Origin of the sequence: Pelotomaculum terephthalicicum JT (assembly GCF_022410535.1) — a bacterium.
In the GTDB taxonomy this organism is placed as follows: domain Bacteria; phylum Bacillota; class Desulfotomaculia; order Desulfotomaculales; family Pelotomaculaceae; genus Pelotomaculum_D; species Pelotomaculum_D terephthalicicum.
In genome coordinates this window covers 384,747-401,730 of record NZ_JAKNBL010000001.1, presented here as the reverse complement: position 1 = coordinate 401,730, position 16,984 = coordinate 384,747, and the positions used below count along the sequence as shown (strand labels likewise).

At 51.2% G+C, this 16,984-nt stretch carries 17 protein-coding genes; 12 read left to right on the top strand and 5 right to left on the bottom strand.

Annotation, left to right across the window (positions count from 1 at the left end):
• The first annotated feature begins 120 nt into the window (after positions 1–120).
• The 3 genes from L9W92_RS02010 to L9W92_RS02000 all read left to right on the top strand — a co-directional run bounded on the left by L9W92_RS02010 (position 121) and on the right by L9W92_RS02000 (position 2,735).
• A complete protein-coding gene (locus L9W92_RS02010) occupies positions 121–525 on the top strand; it encodes a secondary thiamine-phosphate synthase enzyme YjbQ (protein WP_240082093.1) in 405 nt (134 codons plus the stop codon).
• A 72-nt stretch (positions 526–597) separates the two neighbouring features.
• Positions 598–2,475, top strand: a complete 1,878-nt coding sequence (locus tag L9W92_RS02005) for an NADH-dependent [FeFe] hydrogenase, group A6 (protein ID WP_240082092.1) — start codon at positions 598–600, stop codon at positions 2,473–2,475.
• 2 nt (positions 2,476–2,477) lie between these two features.
• On the top strand, positions 2,478–2,735 hold the full coding sequence (locus L9W92_RS02000; protein ID WP_240082091.1) for a TM1266 family iron-only hydrogenase system putative regulator: 258 nt from the start codon (positions 2,478–2,480) through the stop codon (positions 2,733–2,735).
• 211 nt (positions 2,736–2,946) lie between these two features.
• On the opposite strand, the gene L9W92_RS01995 is transcribed toward L9W92_RS02000, so the two are convergent.
• The 4 genes from L9W92_RS01995 to L9W92_RS01985 all read right to left on the bottom strand — a co-directional run bounded on the left by L9W92_RS01995 (position 2,947) and on the right by L9W92_RS01985 (position 6,158).
• A complete protein-coding gene (locus tag L9W92_RS01995; protein WP_240082090.1) occupies positions 2,947–3,156 on the bottom strand; it encodes a helix-turn-helix transcriptional regulator in 210 nt (69 codons plus the stop codon).
• Positions 3,146–3,277 (bottom strand): hypothetical protein, encoded by a 132-nt coding sequence (locus L9W92_RS18745; RefSeq protein ID WP_282442262.1) that lies wholly within the window; start codon positions 3,275–3,277, stop codon positions 3,146–3,148. Before L9W92_RS18745 ends, L9W92_RS01995 begins: the two co-directional genes overlap by 11 nt.
• Positions 3,278–3,641: 364 nt before the next feature.
• A complete protein-coding gene (locus L9W92_RS01990; protein ID WP_240082089.1) occupies positions 3,642–5,018 on the bottom strand; it encodes an S-layer homology domain-containing protein in 1,377 nt (458 codons plus the stop codon).
• Between the two features lie 339 nt (positions 5,019–5,357).
• The gene (locus tag L9W92_RS01985) at positions 5,358–6,158 is read right to left on the bottom strand and encodes a PRC-barrel domain-containing protein (RefSeq protein ID WP_240082088.1); all 801 of its coding nucleotides are present in this window, start codon (positions 6,156–6,158) and stop codon (positions 5,358–5,360) included.
• A 237-nt stretch (positions 6,159–6,395) separates the two neighbouring features.
• Here L9W92_RS01985 and pth point away from each other — a divergent pair, with 237 nt between their 5' ends.
• The 9 genes from pth (at position 6,396) to L9W92_RS01940 (ending at position 15,527) form a co-directional block, all read left to right on the top strand.
• Positions 6,396–6,962, top strand: a complete 567-nt coding sequence (gene pth / locus L9W92_RS01980; protein ID WP_240082087.1) for an aminoacyl-tRNA hydrolase — start codon at positions 6,396–6,398, stop codon at positions 6,960–6,962.
• Positions 6,959–7,387, top strand: a complete 429-nt coding sequence (locus tag L9W92_RS01975; protein WP_240082086.1) for a hypothetical protein — start codon at positions 6,959–6,961, stop codon at positions 7,385–7,387. The genes pth and L9W92_RS01975 overlap by 4 nt, the downstream gene beginning before the upstream one ends.
• A 24-nt stretch (positions 7,388–7,411) precedes the next feature.
• Positions 7,412–7,612 (top strand): hypothetical protein, encoded by a 201-nt coding sequence (locus tag L9W92_RS01970; RefSeq protein ID WP_240082085.1) that lies wholly within the window; start codon positions 7,412–7,414, stop codon positions 7,610–7,612.
• Between the two features lie 97 nt (positions 7,613–7,709).
• Positions 7,710–11,294 carry a transcription-repair coupling factor gene (gene mfd / locus L9W92_RS01965; RefSeq protein ID WP_240082084.1) on the top strand — a complete coding sequence of 1,195 codons (3,585 nt, stop codon included), beginning with the start codon at positions 7,710–7,712 and terminating at the stop codon, positions 11,292–11,294.
• A gap of 27 nt (positions 11,295–11,321) precedes the next feature.
• On the top strand, positions 11,322–12,308 hold the full coding sequence (locus L9W92_RS01960) for a peptidylprolyl isomerase (protein WP_240082083.1): 987 nt from the start codon (positions 11,322–11,324) through the stop codon (positions 12,306–12,308).
• A gap of 128 nt (positions 12,309–12,436) precedes the next feature.
• Positions 12,437–12,997, top strand: a complete 561-nt coding sequence (spoVT, locus tag L9W92_RS01955; protein WP_240082082.1) for a stage V sporulation protein T — start codon at positions 12,437–12,439, stop codon at positions 12,995–12,997.
• Positions 12,998–13,076: 79 nt separating this feature from the next.
• A complete protein-coding gene (mazG, locus tag L9W92_RS01950) occupies positions 13,077–14,735 on the top strand; it encodes a nucleoside triphosphate pyrophosphohydrolase (protein ID WP_312038049.1) in 1,659 nt (552 codons plus the stop codon).
• 108 nt (positions 14,736–14,843) lie between these two features.
• Positions 14,844–15,119 carry a non-specific DNA-binding protein Hbs gene (hbs, locus tag L9W92_RS01945; RefSeq protein ID WP_240082081.1) on the top strand — a complete coding sequence of 92 codons (276 nt, stop codon included), beginning with the start codon at positions 14,844–14,846 and terminating at the stop codon, positions 15,117–15,119.
• 129 nt (positions 15,120–15,248) lie between these two features.
• Positions 15,249–15,527, top strand: a complete 279-nt coding sequence (locus L9W92_RS01940) for an RNA-binding S4 domain-containing protein (protein WP_240082080.1) — start codon at positions 15,249–15,251, stop codon at positions 15,525–15,527.
• Between the two features lie 107 nt (positions 15,528–15,634).
• Here L9W92_RS01940 and L9W92_RS01935 read toward each other — a convergent pair whose 3' ends face one another.
• Complete coding sequence (locus tag L9W92_RS01935) at positions 15,635–16,972, bottom strand: M20/M25/M40 family metallo-hydrolase (protein ID WP_240082079.1); 1,338 nt, start codon at positions 16,970–16,972, stop codon at positions 15,635–15,637.
• Positions 16,973–16,984: the final 12 nt, after the last annotated feature.

Sequence of the window (16,984 nt, the reverse complement as noted above, 5' to 3'; positions counted from 1 at the left end):
GGCACAGGTTCATATATTTAAGTTGCCTGAAAATCTGTTAAACTAAGGTGGCGGCAATAAATTATAAATTTAAAAAGCGAAGTATAGGCAATATGCCAAACAAAAAGGTGGGGAAATGAAATGCAAAAGAGATTTACCGTTAAAACCCGTAATCGTGAAGAGCTTATTGACATCACCGATGAGGTTAGGAAAATCGTCATTGATGCAAAAATGAAAAGCGGGATCGTAAATGTATATGCGCGTGGCGCGACGGCGGCAATAATGATTCAGGAAAATTGGGATGAAAGCGTCCAAAACGATGTGGTCAGTTTTTTGCAAAATTTGATTCCAAGAGGCGTTTGGAAGCATGATCGGCAAGACGGCAACGGGGACGCGCATTTGAAGTCAGGCCTGATTAGTCCAAGTGAAACTATCCCCATTATTGACGGCGAAATTGGGCTATCCACCTGGCAGAATATTTTTCTTTGTGAATTCGACGGGCCGCGGCCGGGCAGAGAGATCGTTGTCACCATTATCGGCGCTTAACATGCGGGGCGGTTTTATAAAGATCATTATTTGAGTATTAAAAAAGGCAATCGGTAAAAGAATAAGTATACAATGGAAAAGATAAAAATTTGGATCAACAACCGCCTCGCCGAGGTGAAAAAGGGGACCAATATTCTGGAGGCGGCAAGAAGCGCCGGTATCGAAATCCCCTCTCTTTGCTATTTAAAAGATATTAGCGCCCCGGGCGTCTGCCGGGTATGTCTGGTGGAAGTGGAAAAGAATCAAAAAAAGACCCTGCAGGCTTCCTGTGTCAGCCTTGTTGAGGAAGGGATGAAGGTTTTTACCGACACGCCCCGGGTGCGTCACGCCCGCAGACGTATGGTCGAATTGCTTTTGTCCGAACACAAGCGTGAGTGCACCAGTTGTGTGAGGAACTTGAATTGTGAACTGCAAAGGCTGGCGGACCGGATGCGCGTGCGGAAAATCCATTTGCAGGGGGAACGGCTTGAGCATTTGGTTCATGACAAAAATCCTTTCATAGTCAGGGACTATAACAAATGTGTCAAGTGCCGGCGGTGCGAGGCCGTCTGTAAGAACGTGCAGGGGGTAGGCGCACTGGCGGCGCAGCACCGCGGCTTTAGGACCGTGATCGGCCCGGCCTTTATGAAGGACCTTTCCGAGGCCGCCTGCATAGCCTGCGGGCAGTGTGTGATGGCCTGCCCCACCGGGGCGCTGACAGAAAAAGAAAGTATCGACGAGGTGTTCTTGGCGCTGGCCGATCCGGAAAAGTTTGTCGTGGTGCAAACCGCTCCCAGCATCAGAGTCACCCTTGGCGAGGCCTTCGGCATGCCGGTGGGTACGGTGGTTACCGGAAAGCTGGCGGCGGCGTTAAGGCGGTTGGGCTTCGACCGCGTCTTTTCAACTGACTTCGGGGCGGATATAACTATCATGGAAGAATCGCACGAACTTCTGGAGCGGCTGAAAAAGAGAGAGCGGCTGCCGCTGATATCCTCGTGCAGCCCGGGCTGGGTCAGATTTTGCGAACACTTTTACCCCGAGTTTTTGAATAATCTGTCTTCCTGCAAGTCGCCTCAGGAGATGATGGGGGCTTTGATTAAAACTTATTTTGCCCAGAGAGAGGGAATCGATCCCGGGAAAATAGTCGTGGTCGCCGTTATGCCGTGCACCGCCAAAAAATTCGAGGCTGCCCGGAGAGAAATGGTCACCAGGGGCCTGCGGGATGTTGACTACGTTGTCACTACCCGGGAACTGGCCAGGATGATCCGTCAGGCCGGTTTGAACTTTTCAGAATTGCCGGATGAAAATTATGACCAGCCGCTCGGTATTTCTTCAGGGGCGGGAAATATTTTCGGCGGAACAGGCGGCTTGACCGAGGCTGCCGTCCGGATGGCTTTCGCCGTGGCCAATCCCGGTGCCAGGGAGCCTATTATTGAACTTAAGGAGTTGCGGGGCGTCCGCGGCATAAAAGAGGCGTCCATTGACTTGAAAAAAGGCGGAAAAATCAAGGTAGCCGTTGTGCACGGCACCCGCAATGCCAGGCGCGTGCTGGAAAGAATCAAGAGGGGCGAACATTTTGATTTCGTTGAAATCATGGCCTGTCCCGGCGGCTGCGTCGGCGGAGGCGGCCAGCCAATTTTCGGAACCCCCGAACACAGGGAGCTGTCCGCGGAGTACCGGCGTAAACGCGCCGAAGCGTTATATAAAATTGATCTTGCTGAAAAACTGAGAAAATCCCACGAAAATCCCGCTGTAAAAGTTATTTATGAAGATTTTCTCGGACACCCGCTAAGCAAGAAAGCAAAAGAATTATTGCACACCAGCCATGCTGCCGAAGGCAGGCTGCCGGATCTCAAGACGCCTGCGTCAAGGCGGGTTGGCGATAAAAAACAACCGGCCCGCCTGATATATAATGTTCCTTTTAGCAGCAAAAGAAAGAAAAAGCGTTTAAATATTGGGGAAGGGGTGTGAACATGAAGCGCAACGTTTGTATTGTCGGCATTCTGGTGGATGAAAGGGCGAACCGGGCGCCGGAAGTGCAGCAGGTGCTGACGAGGCACGGCTCACAAATTTTAAGCCGCAACGGTATTCCCGACCCCGGGCGCCAAAGGGGTATTATCACCCTGACCATGCAGGCCGATGATAATGAGAGGCAAGCATTGGAGAATGACTTAAAGAGAATTGATGGGATATCTGTTAAGTCATTTTGCCTGGCTGACGCTGTGGAGTAATGTATTTTAGCACAACACCCGCAAAGCCATTAAAACACGGCTTTTGAAAATCTAAATACCATTAAACACATCTGTAATCACACAGGAACGCCAGCACGGGAAGGTACAAGCGCCGACCGAAGCGGCGTTTTCTGTTGTCCGAAAACATACAGAAAGGAGCAGCCGACATGAAAGAAAGCAACTAAATTCAGCAGCAAATCCCCCGCCGGCTTTAGTCGGTAGTGGTTGGGTTGTCAAGAAAGAATAATTCTTCGACAGTGGTATTTAACAGTCTTGCCAGTTTCATCGCTAATTCCAGGGAGGGGTTGTACTTATCATTTTCAATGGCTATAATTGTTTGTCTTGTCACATCAAGCTGATTTGCAATGTCTTCTTGACGCAATTTTAATTCCTTGCGCAGAGTTTTTATTTTATTCTTCATTGTTATTTCCGACCATTTTATGAGTCATATAAAGTTTGCTGCCAAAGAAAATGATATTTTGAGACGATAGCCTCATAGACTTAAAGTTTATTGTCATTTCCATTTCATCCGCTTTTTTCATAGCAATCACTCCTCTCAATAAATGTAAAACATTTTTTACATTTTTAAAATAGCACAACAAAAAGATAATGTCAAGAACTTTTTACATTTATTTTTTAAAGAGTGGATTCCATTTGTATGTGGATTGGAAGAATGACGGCATTACAAGAGAAGAATACCACCGCATGAAGCAGGGTTTTGAGCAAAAGGATTGACAATTTGCATGAAGAACAGGAAAATATGACAAAGGCGTAACTTCCAGCAGTGGAGCAGAGCGAAACGACCCGGCTGAGCCGGGTCGTTTTAGGTCATCGCGGAGCTGTTTCATGCCGCTGTTGTCTACCTTTTAGACCGGAGAACCGTCCCCTGTCTTAACCACTTTCTCTTTATTCCTCAACGGTAAGTTCCCAGTCAGCACCGTCAATACCCTTAAAATTTACACCCGAGTCTTTTTCTTCAATATAATCCGCCTTTATGGTTACCTCAAAGGTGTCTCCGTTCTCCAGGGGCTCCTCCAGAGTGATTATGAGGGTATCTCCGTCAGTTTCAACATCTTCGATATCCACATATTCGTCGTCGCTCTGATTATAAACCTCTACTGCATTCAGCAGTTTCTTTCCGGAGATTGCCCGGATATCGCCGCTGAATTCCGCTTCGAGGACGTAAGTGTCTTCGTTAACAGTCTCGCCGTCCTCAGGGGTCAACCCGACAATGCCAAAGGTTTCATCCGTGCTGAATTCCCACTCGCCGCCGCTGATTCCGTCGAAGTTTTCACCGGAGTCCTCTGCTTCGATAATATCGTCTTCAATGGTAACCCGGTATGTTTTGCCGCTTTCGAGGGACTCGTAAAGTTTTACGGTAAGGATTTTGCCCTCTATGGACACCTCGTCAATATCCACATTCGTATCGTCAGTCACGTTCTCGACAATGATTCCGTCCAGGACACTCTCCGTGTTATCTACGGCCTTTACGTCCATATTGAACTTGACCACTAGCTCAGCGGTATCTTCGTCCACGTCGTAGCTGCCGTCAGCGGGCTCCAGGCGCGCAATTTCCAGTTCCTCTTCCTCACCGTCGTTGTCGTCAGCCTCGCCGTTATCGGTATTGTCCAATAGAATCCTGTAAAGCACGGTTGCCATTTCCGCTCTGGTCACCGGTTTGTTGGGCTGGAAGAAATTGCCCGGATAACCGACCATGTAACCGCATTTATACATTTCCCCGACATAAGGCCTGGCGAAGTAGGGGATTTCGTCCATGTCCTGGAACGAGAACTCGCTATTCTCCTCCAAACCGGTTGCTCTGATGGCCCATATGGCCACCTCGTACCTTTTGGCAGGCGCCCAGCCATTTAAGTCTTCCGCCTCTTCTTCCGTCAATATTCCCTCGTTTACGGCAAAGTCAAGGCAGTCGGCCATCCAGGAGGGAACATCGCTGTCCCAGTCCCTGCCCGAGTCAAAAGTGCCGGTAAAACCGCACGCTCTCGAAATCATCATGATGGCCTCATATTTGGTTACATTGGCGTTTGGCCTAAAAGTAAAGTCGGCATATCCATTAATAATCCCGTACGAAGACATTACCTGAATCGGATTTGCCGCCCAGTGCGAATTAATATCAACCAGTTGAACAGCTTGCCGTTTGCCATAGTTAGTAAATTTCCAGTGTCCTTTCCCTTTCCCCTTTCCGGGATCGGCATAGGATGTTGCCGCTATCCCCAGGACTAAAAGCATTGTTAATAGCAAAGTAAACAAATTCTTTTTAAACAATCATCACACCTCCGGATTAAGTATTCAAAAAGTAAAGAAAACAACTCAGTTTAATTTGCATCCCTCCTCTTCGGGACAGTCTAATCCTGGAACTTATCTCTTAAATTGTTATACGTTTTAAATAAATTTTTTGCAGGGTAATCAGTAAATTTTAAAGAGGGCTACAAACAAATAACCCTGGCTGGGCCGGGTTATTTGTTAAAGGAAAGGGGGACACACCTCTCTATAAAGCCTAATTCTGGGGGGCAGAGGAATATCCCCAATAATGTAACTCTGGGGTCGGAGGAATGTCCCCCGCGAATGTGGTTACCGATTCAGGCGGAAGCTGAACGAGTTCACTTATGCGGGCGGTGAGGCATCTTTACCGCTGTTATTGTCCCCGGAAGCGGGAACAGCGATTTCAACGGGATTTTCTTCTTGGACGACTTCTTTATGATCAGGTTGTTCAGCCTCGTTGTCGCCGGTGGCGTCTTCATGGATATCGTTCGTTTGAGCAGCGGGTCCGGGATCGGTTTTTTTCTCTTTCTTTACTTTTTTGTTGATGCTGGTACTCAGTTCCTTGGTTTTTTGGACTGTGGTGTCCCAGAACTGGCCGGTGGATTCCCGGATATTTTTAACGGTTTCCTGCAGACCGCCTTCGAGCTTGAAGATATTATCGACACCTTCATCTGTTATAATCGTTACTTCTTTGCCGAGTGTGCGCACATGGGAAATATCTAGGAAGGCATGCCCTTTGAGCACACTGTTGAACAGGTTTCCTGAAAACTCCAGGCCGGTGATGGCGCCTGTTTCCAAGTCTACATAAAATTCGTCCACGTATCCCAGCACAGTTCCGTTTTCTGCCACGATCTTCGAACCGATGACGCCTATTTTATCCTTTAACAGCTTAACTATTTCCGACAGGCTGCCCGCCTTTTCCACGCAGGTGTTTTTTTCTATGGTGATGGCGTCGTTGCCGACACTGTGCACTTTATGATAAGGAATAAAACGCTGCTCTTTGAACCAGCCTTTTTGTTCAATGATCAACGCCGCTACTTTTTTACTGGCAGGATCAACTATTAATCCTTTCACGGTGCCGATCTGCTGGCCCTCTTCCAGGCTTATCACTGACAGGGAGGTAAAACGTTTACTCTTTTTCATTTTCTAGCACCTCAATTTCCCAAAAAATTTCTTGTTTAATCCATATTCGTGGATCAGAATGATTATGACAAAAACAGGGAAAAATAATAACAAAGAGGACGATAGATAAATCATGCTTTCATGCTGACTCCTGAACAGTGGGAATTTATATGTATGTATATTGATGTTAAATGCTCTTTCCTCCGTAGTCACACCGGGTTACAATAGGGTGGTAGATTTGGATGCGGGGGATTGGTTATGAAATTGATTGTCGGCCTGGGTAACCCGGGAAGAGAATACGCTGGAACAAGACATAATGTTGGATTCATGGTTGTTGACCGCCTGGCCTCGGTACTGGGCGTGACTGTCGGGAAGAAATTGTTTAAGGCGCTGGTTGGCCAGGGGCAAATAAACGAGGAAAAGGTTGTTTTGGCCAAACCCCAAACCTATATGAATTTAAGCGGTGACGCGGTGGGAGCGTTGCTGAACTGGTTTAAGCTGACAGCTGCAGACCTGCTGGTCATCTATGATGATCTGGACCTGGCGTGCGGAAAACTGCGCTTGCGGGCAGGTGGCGGTTCCGGGGGGCATAAGGGTATGCAATCGATTATCGCGGCGATTGGCACTGATAGTTTCCCCAGAGTGAGGGTCGGCATCGGCAGGCCGGCGGAGCCGGGGTATGAAACAGTGGATTATGTTTTGGGGCGTTTCAGCGGTGAAGAGGCAGAGGCATTGGAAGAAACGCTCGGTTTGGCGTCGGATGCCGCCATCTGCGCGGTGCGCGAGGGTATGGAGCGGGCAATGAATCTTTTCAACAGAAGGTGAGTGTATCGCTGAATTCTATTGAAGGCTCTGGTCCTGTCCTGTTGTCTTTAGCCGGCGCGTTATTCGCGGCCGGGCTGGCTTGGCAGTTGAACCGCTGCAGGGCGTATTTGCCCGGCTTGAATATGGTTTATTATACGCCTCTGGTGGAGGAATTTGCCAAAACGGTCCCGGCCGTTTTAATTGGCGCCTCTTTGTTTTTTACCCATGTGTTTTTCGGGGTGGTTGAAGCGGTCTGGGAGTTGTTTTCCCGGCGGCGCAACGGTCTTTACGCCGGGTTGGCGGCGCTGGCCGGCCACTCGATTTACGGGTTTATCACTGCCATGGCGTATGAGCGTTATGGCGCGGTGGCCCCCGCGCTTTTCGCCGGGTATCTGGCGCACGCGGCCTGGAATTTCACCGTGGCAAGCTTGGTCAACTATCATTGAGGTCATTGGAAGAAGGGGAATGTTGTGATCCTTATGTTTGTTTGCGAGTGCCGCGACGCTATTGCCGGACAGTTGGATTTGCCCGGTCCCGCACCCGCGGGCGCCGCCTTGACGGGTGGTGTGCGGCAAGATATAATAACGGTAAATACTGTTTGTGATGACTGTCATGAAACAATATTTGGCGGATATGACAAAACCTTCTATGGCCAGCCTGTTATTAACTGATAAATTTATTTTTTTAAAGTATCGGGACAAGAGGTTAGAGCTTTAGCCATGGGTATGCTAAAGCTCTTTTTGTGATGGGTTTCAAGGGAGGACATGTATGCGTGGTATTTTAAGACCTTTGCAGCGTTCTGCGGAATTTGTCAGCCTTGCGCAAGGAATAAAAAGAAAATTAAGAAAACAGTTGGTTTATGGCCTGTCGGGTTCCCAACGCAGCTACCTGTTGGCCGGCCTGGCCGAGGAGACGGCGCTGAAGCCGATGCTGGTAATCACCCCGGGGGAGCGGGAGGCAAGTGTGCTGGCGGATGAGCTGGCCGGGCTTTTACCAGGTGTGTCCGTCAGGCAATTCCCGGCATGGGAACTGCTTCCTCATCATGTGCTGGCACAGAGCAAAGAAGTGACGGCACAACGCCTGCAGGTGCTGGAGGGGCTGTGCGCGGGTGAGCGTATGGTGGTGGTCACCCCGGTGGAAGCCTTGTCAAGACGGTTGATCCCGCCGGATGACTTCCGGGCGCCTGTTCTGCGCCTGGCGGTAGGGGAGCAGACAAGTCTGGAAGGACTTTTGTCCGGTTTAATGGTCTTAGGCTATGAACGGGTTGATCTGGTGGAGGAGCGAGGCCAGTTTACCCTCCGGGGGGGGATTCTGGATGTCTTCCCCATGACCGCGCACAGGCCGGCGCGTCTGGAATTCTTTGATGACGAGGTGGATTCAATCCGCCGGTTTAACGTGCAGACGCAACGATCTGAAGAGAAAATAGAGGAACTGGTAATATACCCCGCGAGGGAACTGATCGTGGGCAGCGAATTGATTTGGCGGCATGCCCGGCGCGCCCTAATGAGCGAGTACAAGAATCAGGAACGTAAGCTGAGCCGGGCCGGTGACGCCGAAGCAGTCCGCCAACTCAACGAATTGGCCGGGAAGCTGCTGGAAGATGTCGCCGCTTACTTTAATGGAATTGAAAACTACCTGCCCTTTTTTTATGATGAGACGGTGACTCTTCTGGATTACTTGCCTGCCGGCGCCCTGGTTTTTGTCGATGACCCGGTGCGTGCCGGAGAAGTGGCGCGAAATGCGCAGCGGGAGCGCGCTGCGGTTAATAAGGAACTGCTGGCGAAAGGACGCCTGCTGCCTTCGCAATTTATGAACCACGTCGATTGGGACGGCATTGTTAATGAGCTTTCCTCCCGCGAGGTAGTCTACGGTTCCCTGCTGCCTCGTCTTACCCATCTTATGCAGCCTCAGAACACGGTTAATTTTCACGGCAAGACATTGCCCAGCTTTTTAGGCAACGTGGAAATGCTGGCCGGCGAAATAAAAGAATGGCGTAAATCAGGCTATGCCGTGGTGCTGCTGGTGTCAGGCCGCCAGCGATCGCAGCAGCTTCTTGCCTCTTTAAAAGAATATCAAATTGACGCTTTTTATACGGGCTCGCTGGAAGGCCACGTGCGGGCCGGCAATGTGGTGATTTCAGCCGGCAGCCTGGCGGAGGGATTTGAACTTTCTGTCTGCCGGCTGGTGGTGGTTACCGAGTCCAATATGTACGGCCAGCGCAAAAAGAGCCACAAGGAAAGAAAACAGCTTGAGCGGCTGACTCCTTTTGTCGACTTGAAAGTAGGGGACTACGTGGTCCATGTTAATTATGGCATCGGCCGCTACCTGGGTGTTGTGCCCCTGACCATCGCGGATATCCGGAAAGAATACCTGCTGGTCAAGTATGCCGGTGAGGATAAGCTGTACGTGCCGGTCGACCAGGTTGGCTTAATTCAAAAGTACCTGGGCAGCGAAGGTGAGGCGCCGCGCTTGTCGCGTATGGGAGGCGGTGAATGGGCGCGGGCGAAAAACAGAGTTAAAGAGGCGGTCAGGGAGATGGCCCAGGAACTACTGGCGCTTTACGCGGCCAGGGAAACGGTGCGGGGACATGGTTTCGGGCCGGATACGGTCTGGCAGCGGGAATTTGAAGAATCGTTTCCCTATGAGGAAACTCCCGACCAAATCCGCGCCGTTGAAGAAGTAAAAATGGACATGGAACGCAGCCGCCCGATGGACCGGCTGCTTTGCGGGGACGTGGGCTACGGCAAGACGGAAGTGGCGCTGCGGGCCGCTTTTAAAGCAGTGATGGAAGGCAAGCAGGTGGCCGTGCTGGTGCCCACCACCATTCTTGCCCAGCAGCATTACAACACCTTCCGGGAAAGGTTTGCCCGCTACCCGGTCAAAGTGGAAGTGCTCAGCCGCTTCCGGGCCGCCCGGGAGCAGCGCCAAATACTGCAGGGATTGGAACAGGGTACTGTTGACGTTGTCATCGGGACCCACCGGATGGTGCAGGAAGATGTGCGTTTCAAGGATCTCGGCCTGCTGGTCATAGATGAGGAACAGCGGTTTGGAGTGGCCCATAAAGAAAGATTGAAATTTATCCGCAAGAATGTAGACGTGCTTACCTTATCCGCCACGCCTATTCCACGCACCCTGCATATGTCTTTAGTCGGGTTGCGGGATACCAGCCTCCTGGAAACCCCGCCTAAAGACCGCTACCCGATTCAGACTTATGTGCTGGATGAAGATCCGGTTTTATTTCGGGAATCCATCCGCAGGGAATTAGGGCGGGGCGGCCAGGTGTTTTTCGTGTATAACCGGGTTTTGGATATGGAGCGGGTGGTGCTGTGGCTGCGGGAACTTGTGCCGGAAGCCAGAATCGCCATGGCCCACGGTCAGATGAAGGAAGATGACCTGGAGCAGGTGATGATGGATTTTCTGGACTGCAAGTACGATGTGCTGGTTTGCACGACCATTATTGAAAACGGGCTGGATATTCCCAACGTGAACACGCTTCTGGTCAAGGAGGCTGATATGATGGGCCTGGCCCAGCTATACCAGCTCAAAGGCAGGGTCGGCCGTTCCAACCGGCTGGCTTACGCCTATTTTACCTTTAAAAAGGATAAGGTGCTGGGCGAATCGGCGGAAAAGCGCCTGACCGCCATCCGGGAATTTACGGAACTGGGCTCCGGTTTTAAAATTGCCATGCGCGACCTGGAAATCAGGGGGGCCGGCAATATTCTGGGGGCCGAGCAGCACGGGCATATCGCGGCGGTAGGATTTGATTTGTACTGCCGTTTGCTTGACGAGGCTGTCAGGGAAGCCAAGGGCGAGAATGTCACCCAGGTGCCGGAGACCACCCTTGAGCTGCCGGTGGAGGCGTACATTCCAGACACGTATATAACGGATACCAACCAGAAGGTGGAGATTTATAAGAGAATCGCCGCTTTAGCCGCCCCCGCCGCTCTGGCTGATTTTGAGGATGAACTGGTCGACCGTTTCGGTGACCCGCCGGTAGTGGTGCAGAACCTGCTTGCGGTGGCAAAGGTGCGAATACTGGCCGGGCGGCTGAAGGTGAAAAAAATCAGCTTGCTGCCGGGTCAGTACCGCCTGCTGTTCGGCCGGGATCATCCTCTGACCGGCGAAGCGCTGGTGGCGGCCGGCCGGCGTCACTTGAACGAGGTAAAGTTCAGCAACGTGGGGGAAGAATTTGAAATAAAACTAAAATTTGCCGACCGCGGTTACGGTGATGCTCTGGTTCTGCTTAAACGGCTGGAAGACTTTTTAGCGGTTTTGGGAGGTTGCGGACGGGAGTATAACCATTCTGCCGAGGGTTCGCCGGAGGTTGTCACGAGCACGCGTGTTAATGTATAATTTCATTATCTGAAAGGAGATGGAGTATTGCATAAAAAAATTTTGCTGCTGGCGCTGGCTATGCTGATAGTCTTTGCTTTAGCCGGTTGTAACCAGGATGTGGTGGCGACGGTCAACGGTGAGAAAATCACCGGCGCCGAACTGTCCCAGCGGGTTGACGAAGCTAAGGCCAGCCTGGAAAAGCAAGGCTTTGATTTCAGCGGGGACCAGGGTCAGACTTTAACGGAAAATCTCAGGAAGCAAGCCCTTGAGGAGATGATTAATGACAAACTGATGCTGCAGGAAGCCAAAAAGTTCGGCGAACTGACGGAGGAACAGGTTCAGGATAAAATAAAACTTTTAAAAGCGCAGTTCCCGACCGCGGAGGAGTACGATTTGTATCTGGCTCAATTAAAGATGAGCGAAGAAGACGTGGCCTATCTTTTAAACCTGCAGGAACAGGTGACCAAAGACGTCCCGCCGGTATCCGAAGATGAAGTGAAAAAATATTATGATGATAACAAAGAACAGTTTGCTCATCCTGATCAACTGCAGGTGCGCCACATCCTGTTCTTTGTCGACGACGGAACTAAAGGCTACCCGTTTCAGCACAGCGACGCTGAGGCCAGGCAAATGGCTGAAGACGTCATTGCCCAGTTAAAGCAAGGAAAGGACTTCGCCGAACTGGCCAAGGAGAAATCGGAGGACAGCGGCACGAAGAGCGGCGGCGGGCTGTATACTTTCAGCGCGGATAGTAATACTGACAAGCAGTTCTCAGACGCCGCGTCCGCGCTCGGCCCGGGAGAATACACCCAGGCCCCGGTGAAGACTGAATACGGCTACCACGTAATTAAAAGGGAGAAAAAAATAGCCGCGGGGCAGTATTCCTTCGAGGAGGTAAAGCAACGTCTCACCGAAGAATTAAATCAAGAAGCGATAAGTAAAAAATTTAGCGACATGATGCAGGAAGTTAAAAATAATGCTAAGATCACAAATAAGCTCACGGATAATGAAGAGAACATAACCCAGCAGTAAAAACAAACAAGATTTGAAAATTATGATTAGCTATTGGAAAAAAATGAATAAACGTTTCCTTTCCGATATATACTATCATTGAAAGTTATTCCGTGAGCATTTGCAGACAAAGGAGGGAAGGGAAGCTTATGAAAGCTACGGGCATAGTACGCCGTATTGATGATTTGGGAAGAGTCGTTATTCCTAAAGAAATAAGAAGAACATTGAGAATACGTGAGGGCGATCCGCTGGAAATTTTTGTTGACCGGGAAGGTGAGGTAATTTTAAAAAAATATTCACCGATAGGTGAATTGGGAGATTTTGCCAAAGAATATGCCGATTCGTTGTATGAAGCTTTGGGACACATCGCCTGTATCGCGGACCGGGACAATATAATTGCTGTTTCCGGCGCCTCCAAAAAAGAATTTTTAAACAAACCGATCGGGAACGCTGTGGAAAAGGTAATGGATGAGCGCAAGGCCGTGGTGATCAATAACCCGGGGGAAGACCCGTTTTGCAAAGATTGCCTGACCATTGAAGAAGGTGAGTGCAGGTATTCTTCCGAAGTTATTGCTCCGATTATTGCAGAGGGAGACCCAATCGGGGCGGTTATTTTGGCCACTAGGGAACCAGAGCTGAAAATGGGTGAAATGGAGTTGAAGTTGGCTGAAACCGCCGCGGGTTTCCTGGCTAAACAAATGGAGCAGTAGACAATGTGGCCTTACAAGGGCCACTTTTTTGCTGTTTGGCGCGTTGTATGCCCAAAGGCCGCCGATAGTGAAGTCGTTCTTGAGAGTTAGTGAAAGGAGCACCGTTAATATGCCTCTGCAAGCCGGTATAACCATTACGGGGCTGGGCCCCGGAGCGCCGGGTGACATTACCATGAGCGCCTGGGAGGCGCTGAGATCCTCCACCTGCACCTTTCTGCGGACGGCCAGACATCCTGTAGTCAGTTGGCTCGTTAAGGAAGGGATTTCATTTTCCACTTTTGATTATCTGTACGAGCAGTCCCCCGGTTTTGAGGATGTCTATGAGGGTATTTGCCGGGCGGTGATCGCGGCGGCGCGCCGCGTACCCGTGTTATACGCCGTTCCGGGCCACCCGCTGGTGGCTGAGGAGTCGGTTCGCCTGATTGTGGAGGCTGCGGAGCGGGAAGGTGTCAGTATCCGTATCCAGCCGGCCTTAAGCTTTCTTGACGTTATTATCGCCGCGCTCAGACTGAATACCGGCGCCGGATTACAGGTAGTCGACGGGCTGCGTATTGACGATAATATGCCGCTGCCGGCCAGGCCCGCTGTAATCACTCAGGTATACAGCCGGCTGGTGGCGGCAGACGTTAAAATATCGCTTCTCGAATATTATCCGCCCGGGCATTTGATCACCGTGGTGCGAGGAGCCGGCATACCGGGTGAGGAAAGAATTGAAAATATACCCCTGCGGGGGTTGGACAGGCTGGCCTGGGTGGACCATTTGACAAGCCTGTATGTACCGGCGGTCGGAAGTCAGAGGCCGGAGAGCGGAGAGCAAGGAAAGAACGAAGCAGGTATGGATGATGGAGACGGGTCGGCTGGACAAGCGTTCAGGAGTGGGGAAGAACCTGGCGAAAGCGGGGGCGTGGAGGTTGTTAATGCCGGGCGCCGGACGCTGCACGTCAGCCGGCGTGCCTGCCGCTTTCCTTTGGACCCGCTGGTTGACCTGCTGGCGAGGCTGCGTGGCAAAGGAGGCTGCCCGTGGGACCGGGAACAGGACCACCTCACTTTGAGACCGTATCTTCTGGAGGAAACGTATGAAGTGTTGGAAGCCCTTAATGAAGAAGATATGTATAAATTATGTGAAGAACTGGGAGACTTATTACTACAAATAGTATTTCACGCGCAGATTGCCGCGGAAAACCGGTTTTTTGACATGAACGATGTTATCGGCGGTATCAGTGAAAAAATGACCCGCCGGCATCCCCATGTTTTTGGTTCGGCTACTGCCCGGAACAGCTATGAAGTGACGCTTAACTGGGAAAAAATAAAGGCTGAAGAAAAGGGAGGGAGCAAGTCTGCAAGCCTGCTTGACGGTGTTTCAGCGGCCTTGCCGGCGTTAATGCGGGCGGTGAAGCTGCAGAAGAAAGCCGCCGGCGTGGGTTTTGACTGGCCGGATTACCGGGGCGCCATGGAAAAATACCATGAAGAGCTGGACGAGCTTAAAAATGCCCTTTTAGCCGGGGATAAAAAACAAGTTGAAAAAGAAATGGGCGATCTGCTCTTTTCAGTGGTCAACCTGGCCAGGTTGCTGGATGTGGAACCGGAAACGGCTTTGACGTCAACCTCTGAAAAGTTTGTCAAAAGGTTTTGCTATATTGAAAAAAAAGCGCGGTATACCGGGAAAATACTGTCAAAGTGTTCTCTTTCCGAACTGGACGCTTGGTGGGAGGAGGCAAAAAATCAGGAAAAAAAGTAAAAAAACTAATAAAAAACCTAGGAAACATTTTCTTTGCGGAAGGAACTACGAGGATTTTAGCGAATAAGTTATAAATTAATATCTCTATTTTATATTAGGAGGGTTCAAATGAATAAGGCCGAGTTGATTTCAAACGTTGCCGAAAAGACGGAATTAACCAAAAAAGATTCGGAAAAAGCCGTGGGTGCGGTGCTTGGCGCGATCGAAGAGGCGCTGTCAAAGGGCGATAAGGTCCAACTGGTGGGTTTCGGTACTTTTGAAATTAGGGACAGAGCTGCCCGCAAGGGAAGAAACCCGCAGACCGGTGAGGAAATTAACATCGAGGCTGCCCGCGTGCCTGTTTTCAAGGCCGGGAAAGCTCTGCGCGACGCTGTGGGCAAGTAATTGTTTGTGAAAATCAATTATCGGACCTGAAAAGTCCTGATTTTCAAGACAGTATTATGATTTATCTGAAAATGCTAAATTTTGTGTTAGCCTGGCACCTGATGTATAAGCTAAAGGTGGTATATATGCTTGCGCCTTGACAAGTTCCTTAAAGTTTCCCGGGTGATCAAACGGCGCACCCTGGCTAAAGAGGTTTGCGACCGCGGCCAGGTTGCGGTTAACGGCCGCACGGCCAAAGCCGGAGCGGAAGTGAAACAGGGCGACACCATCACGATTGGTTTTGGAAACAGGAACCTTAAACTAAGAATAGTATCGGTCCGGGAAAATGTGCCGGCAAAAATGGCGGCGGAATTATACGAGATTCTGGAAGACACCCGGCCGGTAAGGAATAATGGCGAGCTTTCGTGACAATTGATAGAAAACGGTCGATGAGTATGTGCTTGTCGCCAGCCAGGCAAAAACAAGAGGGACGGTAAATATATCGCCCCTTTTTTGTGTGTCCGGGCAGACACAGCCTAATTTGGGGTCGCGAAACGCTGCAGGGCTTGATAAATCGCCTCTGTGCCAAAAGTAAGCGCTTCAACCGGGATCCGCTCGTCGGCGGCGTGGATCAGCTTGGAGACTTCTATTTCCGGGGGCAGGTTCATCGGCATGAAGCCATAGGTTTGGATGCCCAGCTGCGCGAAAAAGTGTCCGTCCGTGCAGCCGCTCAGCAACAGCGGCACGGGAAAACCGTCCGGATCTGCCGCGCGCAGGATTTCAGCCAGGGTGTCAAACAAACCCATGTCCGGGCCGCCGGGGTCCGCGCCGTGCTGAATTATCCCAAATTCGAACTGGCCGCCGGTAATCTCGCGGAGTTCATTGATCATGTCCGACGGCGTGCAGCCGGGCAGGAGGCGGCCGTCCAGTTCAAGGGTGATTTCGCTTGGAATCACGTTAATCTTGCTGCCTCCGTGCACAATCGTGGCATTGACCGTGTTATGCAGCAGCGGGTCAAGAAACTGCCAGCTTTGCTCCAGCTGATCAAGTGTGTGGTCCGTCAAGGCCGGGTTGAGCAGCCGGCGCAGGGCCGAGCTGGTTGAATCAGGCAAAACGGTGCGCATTGTTTCAATCATCCGGCGCACCACCGGTGTGATATGCGCCGGCAGGCGCTGCCGCTCAAGCTGTTGCAGCAATTGAGCAAGCTTAGCCATGGCGCCGCCGCGCAGGGGGATAGAGCCGTGACCGCCTGGTCCTCGCACGGTAACCTTCATCCAGCACAGTTTTTTTTCCGCGACCATGATCATATAAAATTTTTTTCCGCCGAGATACAGCGTATAACCGCCGAGTTCCCCAATGGCGTAGCGGATGCCTTTGAAAATGTTCGCGTGGTTGTTCACCAGGTACTTGGCGCCGTAATCGCCGCCGCTCTCCTCGTCGCTTAAAACGGCCAGCACAACGTCGCCGGGCAAAGCCAGGTTTTCAGCCCGGGCGCGCAGGCAAGCGGCCAGCATCATGGCCAGACCGCCTTTCATGTCCAGCGCGCCCCGGCCCCAGACGCAGCCGTCCGCAATCTTTCCCGCAAAGGGCGGGTGGCGCCAGGTCTGGTTTGCCGCGGTAACGACATCCGCATGTCCGTAAAGCAGCAGCGGCGGGGCGTCGCCCTTTCCCGCGAGGCGGGTGATCAGGTTGGGACGGCCGGGAGCGCGGGCAAGAATAGTTGTATCAAGCCCGGCTTCAGTCAGCAGGTTGTTAATGTAGGTAATGCACGCCGCCTCATCACCGGGCGGGTTGGTTGTATTAAACCGGATCAGGTTTTGCAGCAATTCAGCCGGGCGCCTGTAGATGAGAGACTGGTCGCTGATTGGCGGCATATCTGTCAGCCC

Bases quoted from the DNA above. Each gene is read 5' to 3' on its own strand.
- mfd (WP_240082084.1), top strand. From the start codon at position 7,710: ATGCGTGGTATTTTAAGACCTTTGCAGCGTTCTGCGGAATTTGTCAGC.
- L9W92_RS02000 (WP_240082091.1), top strand. From the start codon at position 2,478: ATGAAGCGCAACGTTTGTATTGTCGGCATTCTGGTGGATGAAAGGGCG.
- L9W92_RS02005 (WP_240082092.1), top strand. From the start codon at position 598: ATGGAAAAGATAAAAATTTGGATCAACAACCGCCTCGCCGAGGTGAAA.
- hbs (WP_240082081.1), top strand. From the start codon at position 14,844: ATGAATAAGGCCGAGTTGATTTCAAACGTTGCCGAAAAGACGGAATTA.
- L9W92_RS18745 (WP_282442262.1), bottom strand. From the start codon at position 3,277: ATGAAAAAAGCGGATGAAATGGAAATGACAATAAACTTTAAGTCTATG.
- L9W92_RS01995 (WP_240082090.1), bottom strand. From the start codon at position 3,156: ATGAAGAATAAAATAAAAACTCTGCGCAAGGAATTAAAATTGCGTCAA.
- pth (WP_240082087.1), top strand. From the start codon at position 6,396: ATGAAATTGATTGTCGGCCTGGGTAACCCGGGAAGAGAATACGCTGGA.
- spoVT (WP_240082082.1), top strand. From the start codon at position 12,437: ATGAAAGCTACGGGCATAGTACGCCGTATTGATGATTTGGGAAGAGTC.
- L9W92_RS01935 (WP_240082079.1), bottom strand. From the start codon at position 16,972: ATGCCGCCAATCAGCGACCAGTCTCTCATCTACAGGCGCCCGGCTGAA.
- L9W92_RS01985 (WP_240082088.1), bottom strand. From the start codon at position 6,158: ATGAAAAAGAGTAAACGTTTTACCTCCCTGTCAGTGATAAGCCTGGAA.
- L9W92_RS02010 (WP_240082093.1), top strand. From the start codon at position 121: ATGCAAAAGAGATTTACCGTTAAAACCCGTAATCGTGAAGAGCTTATT.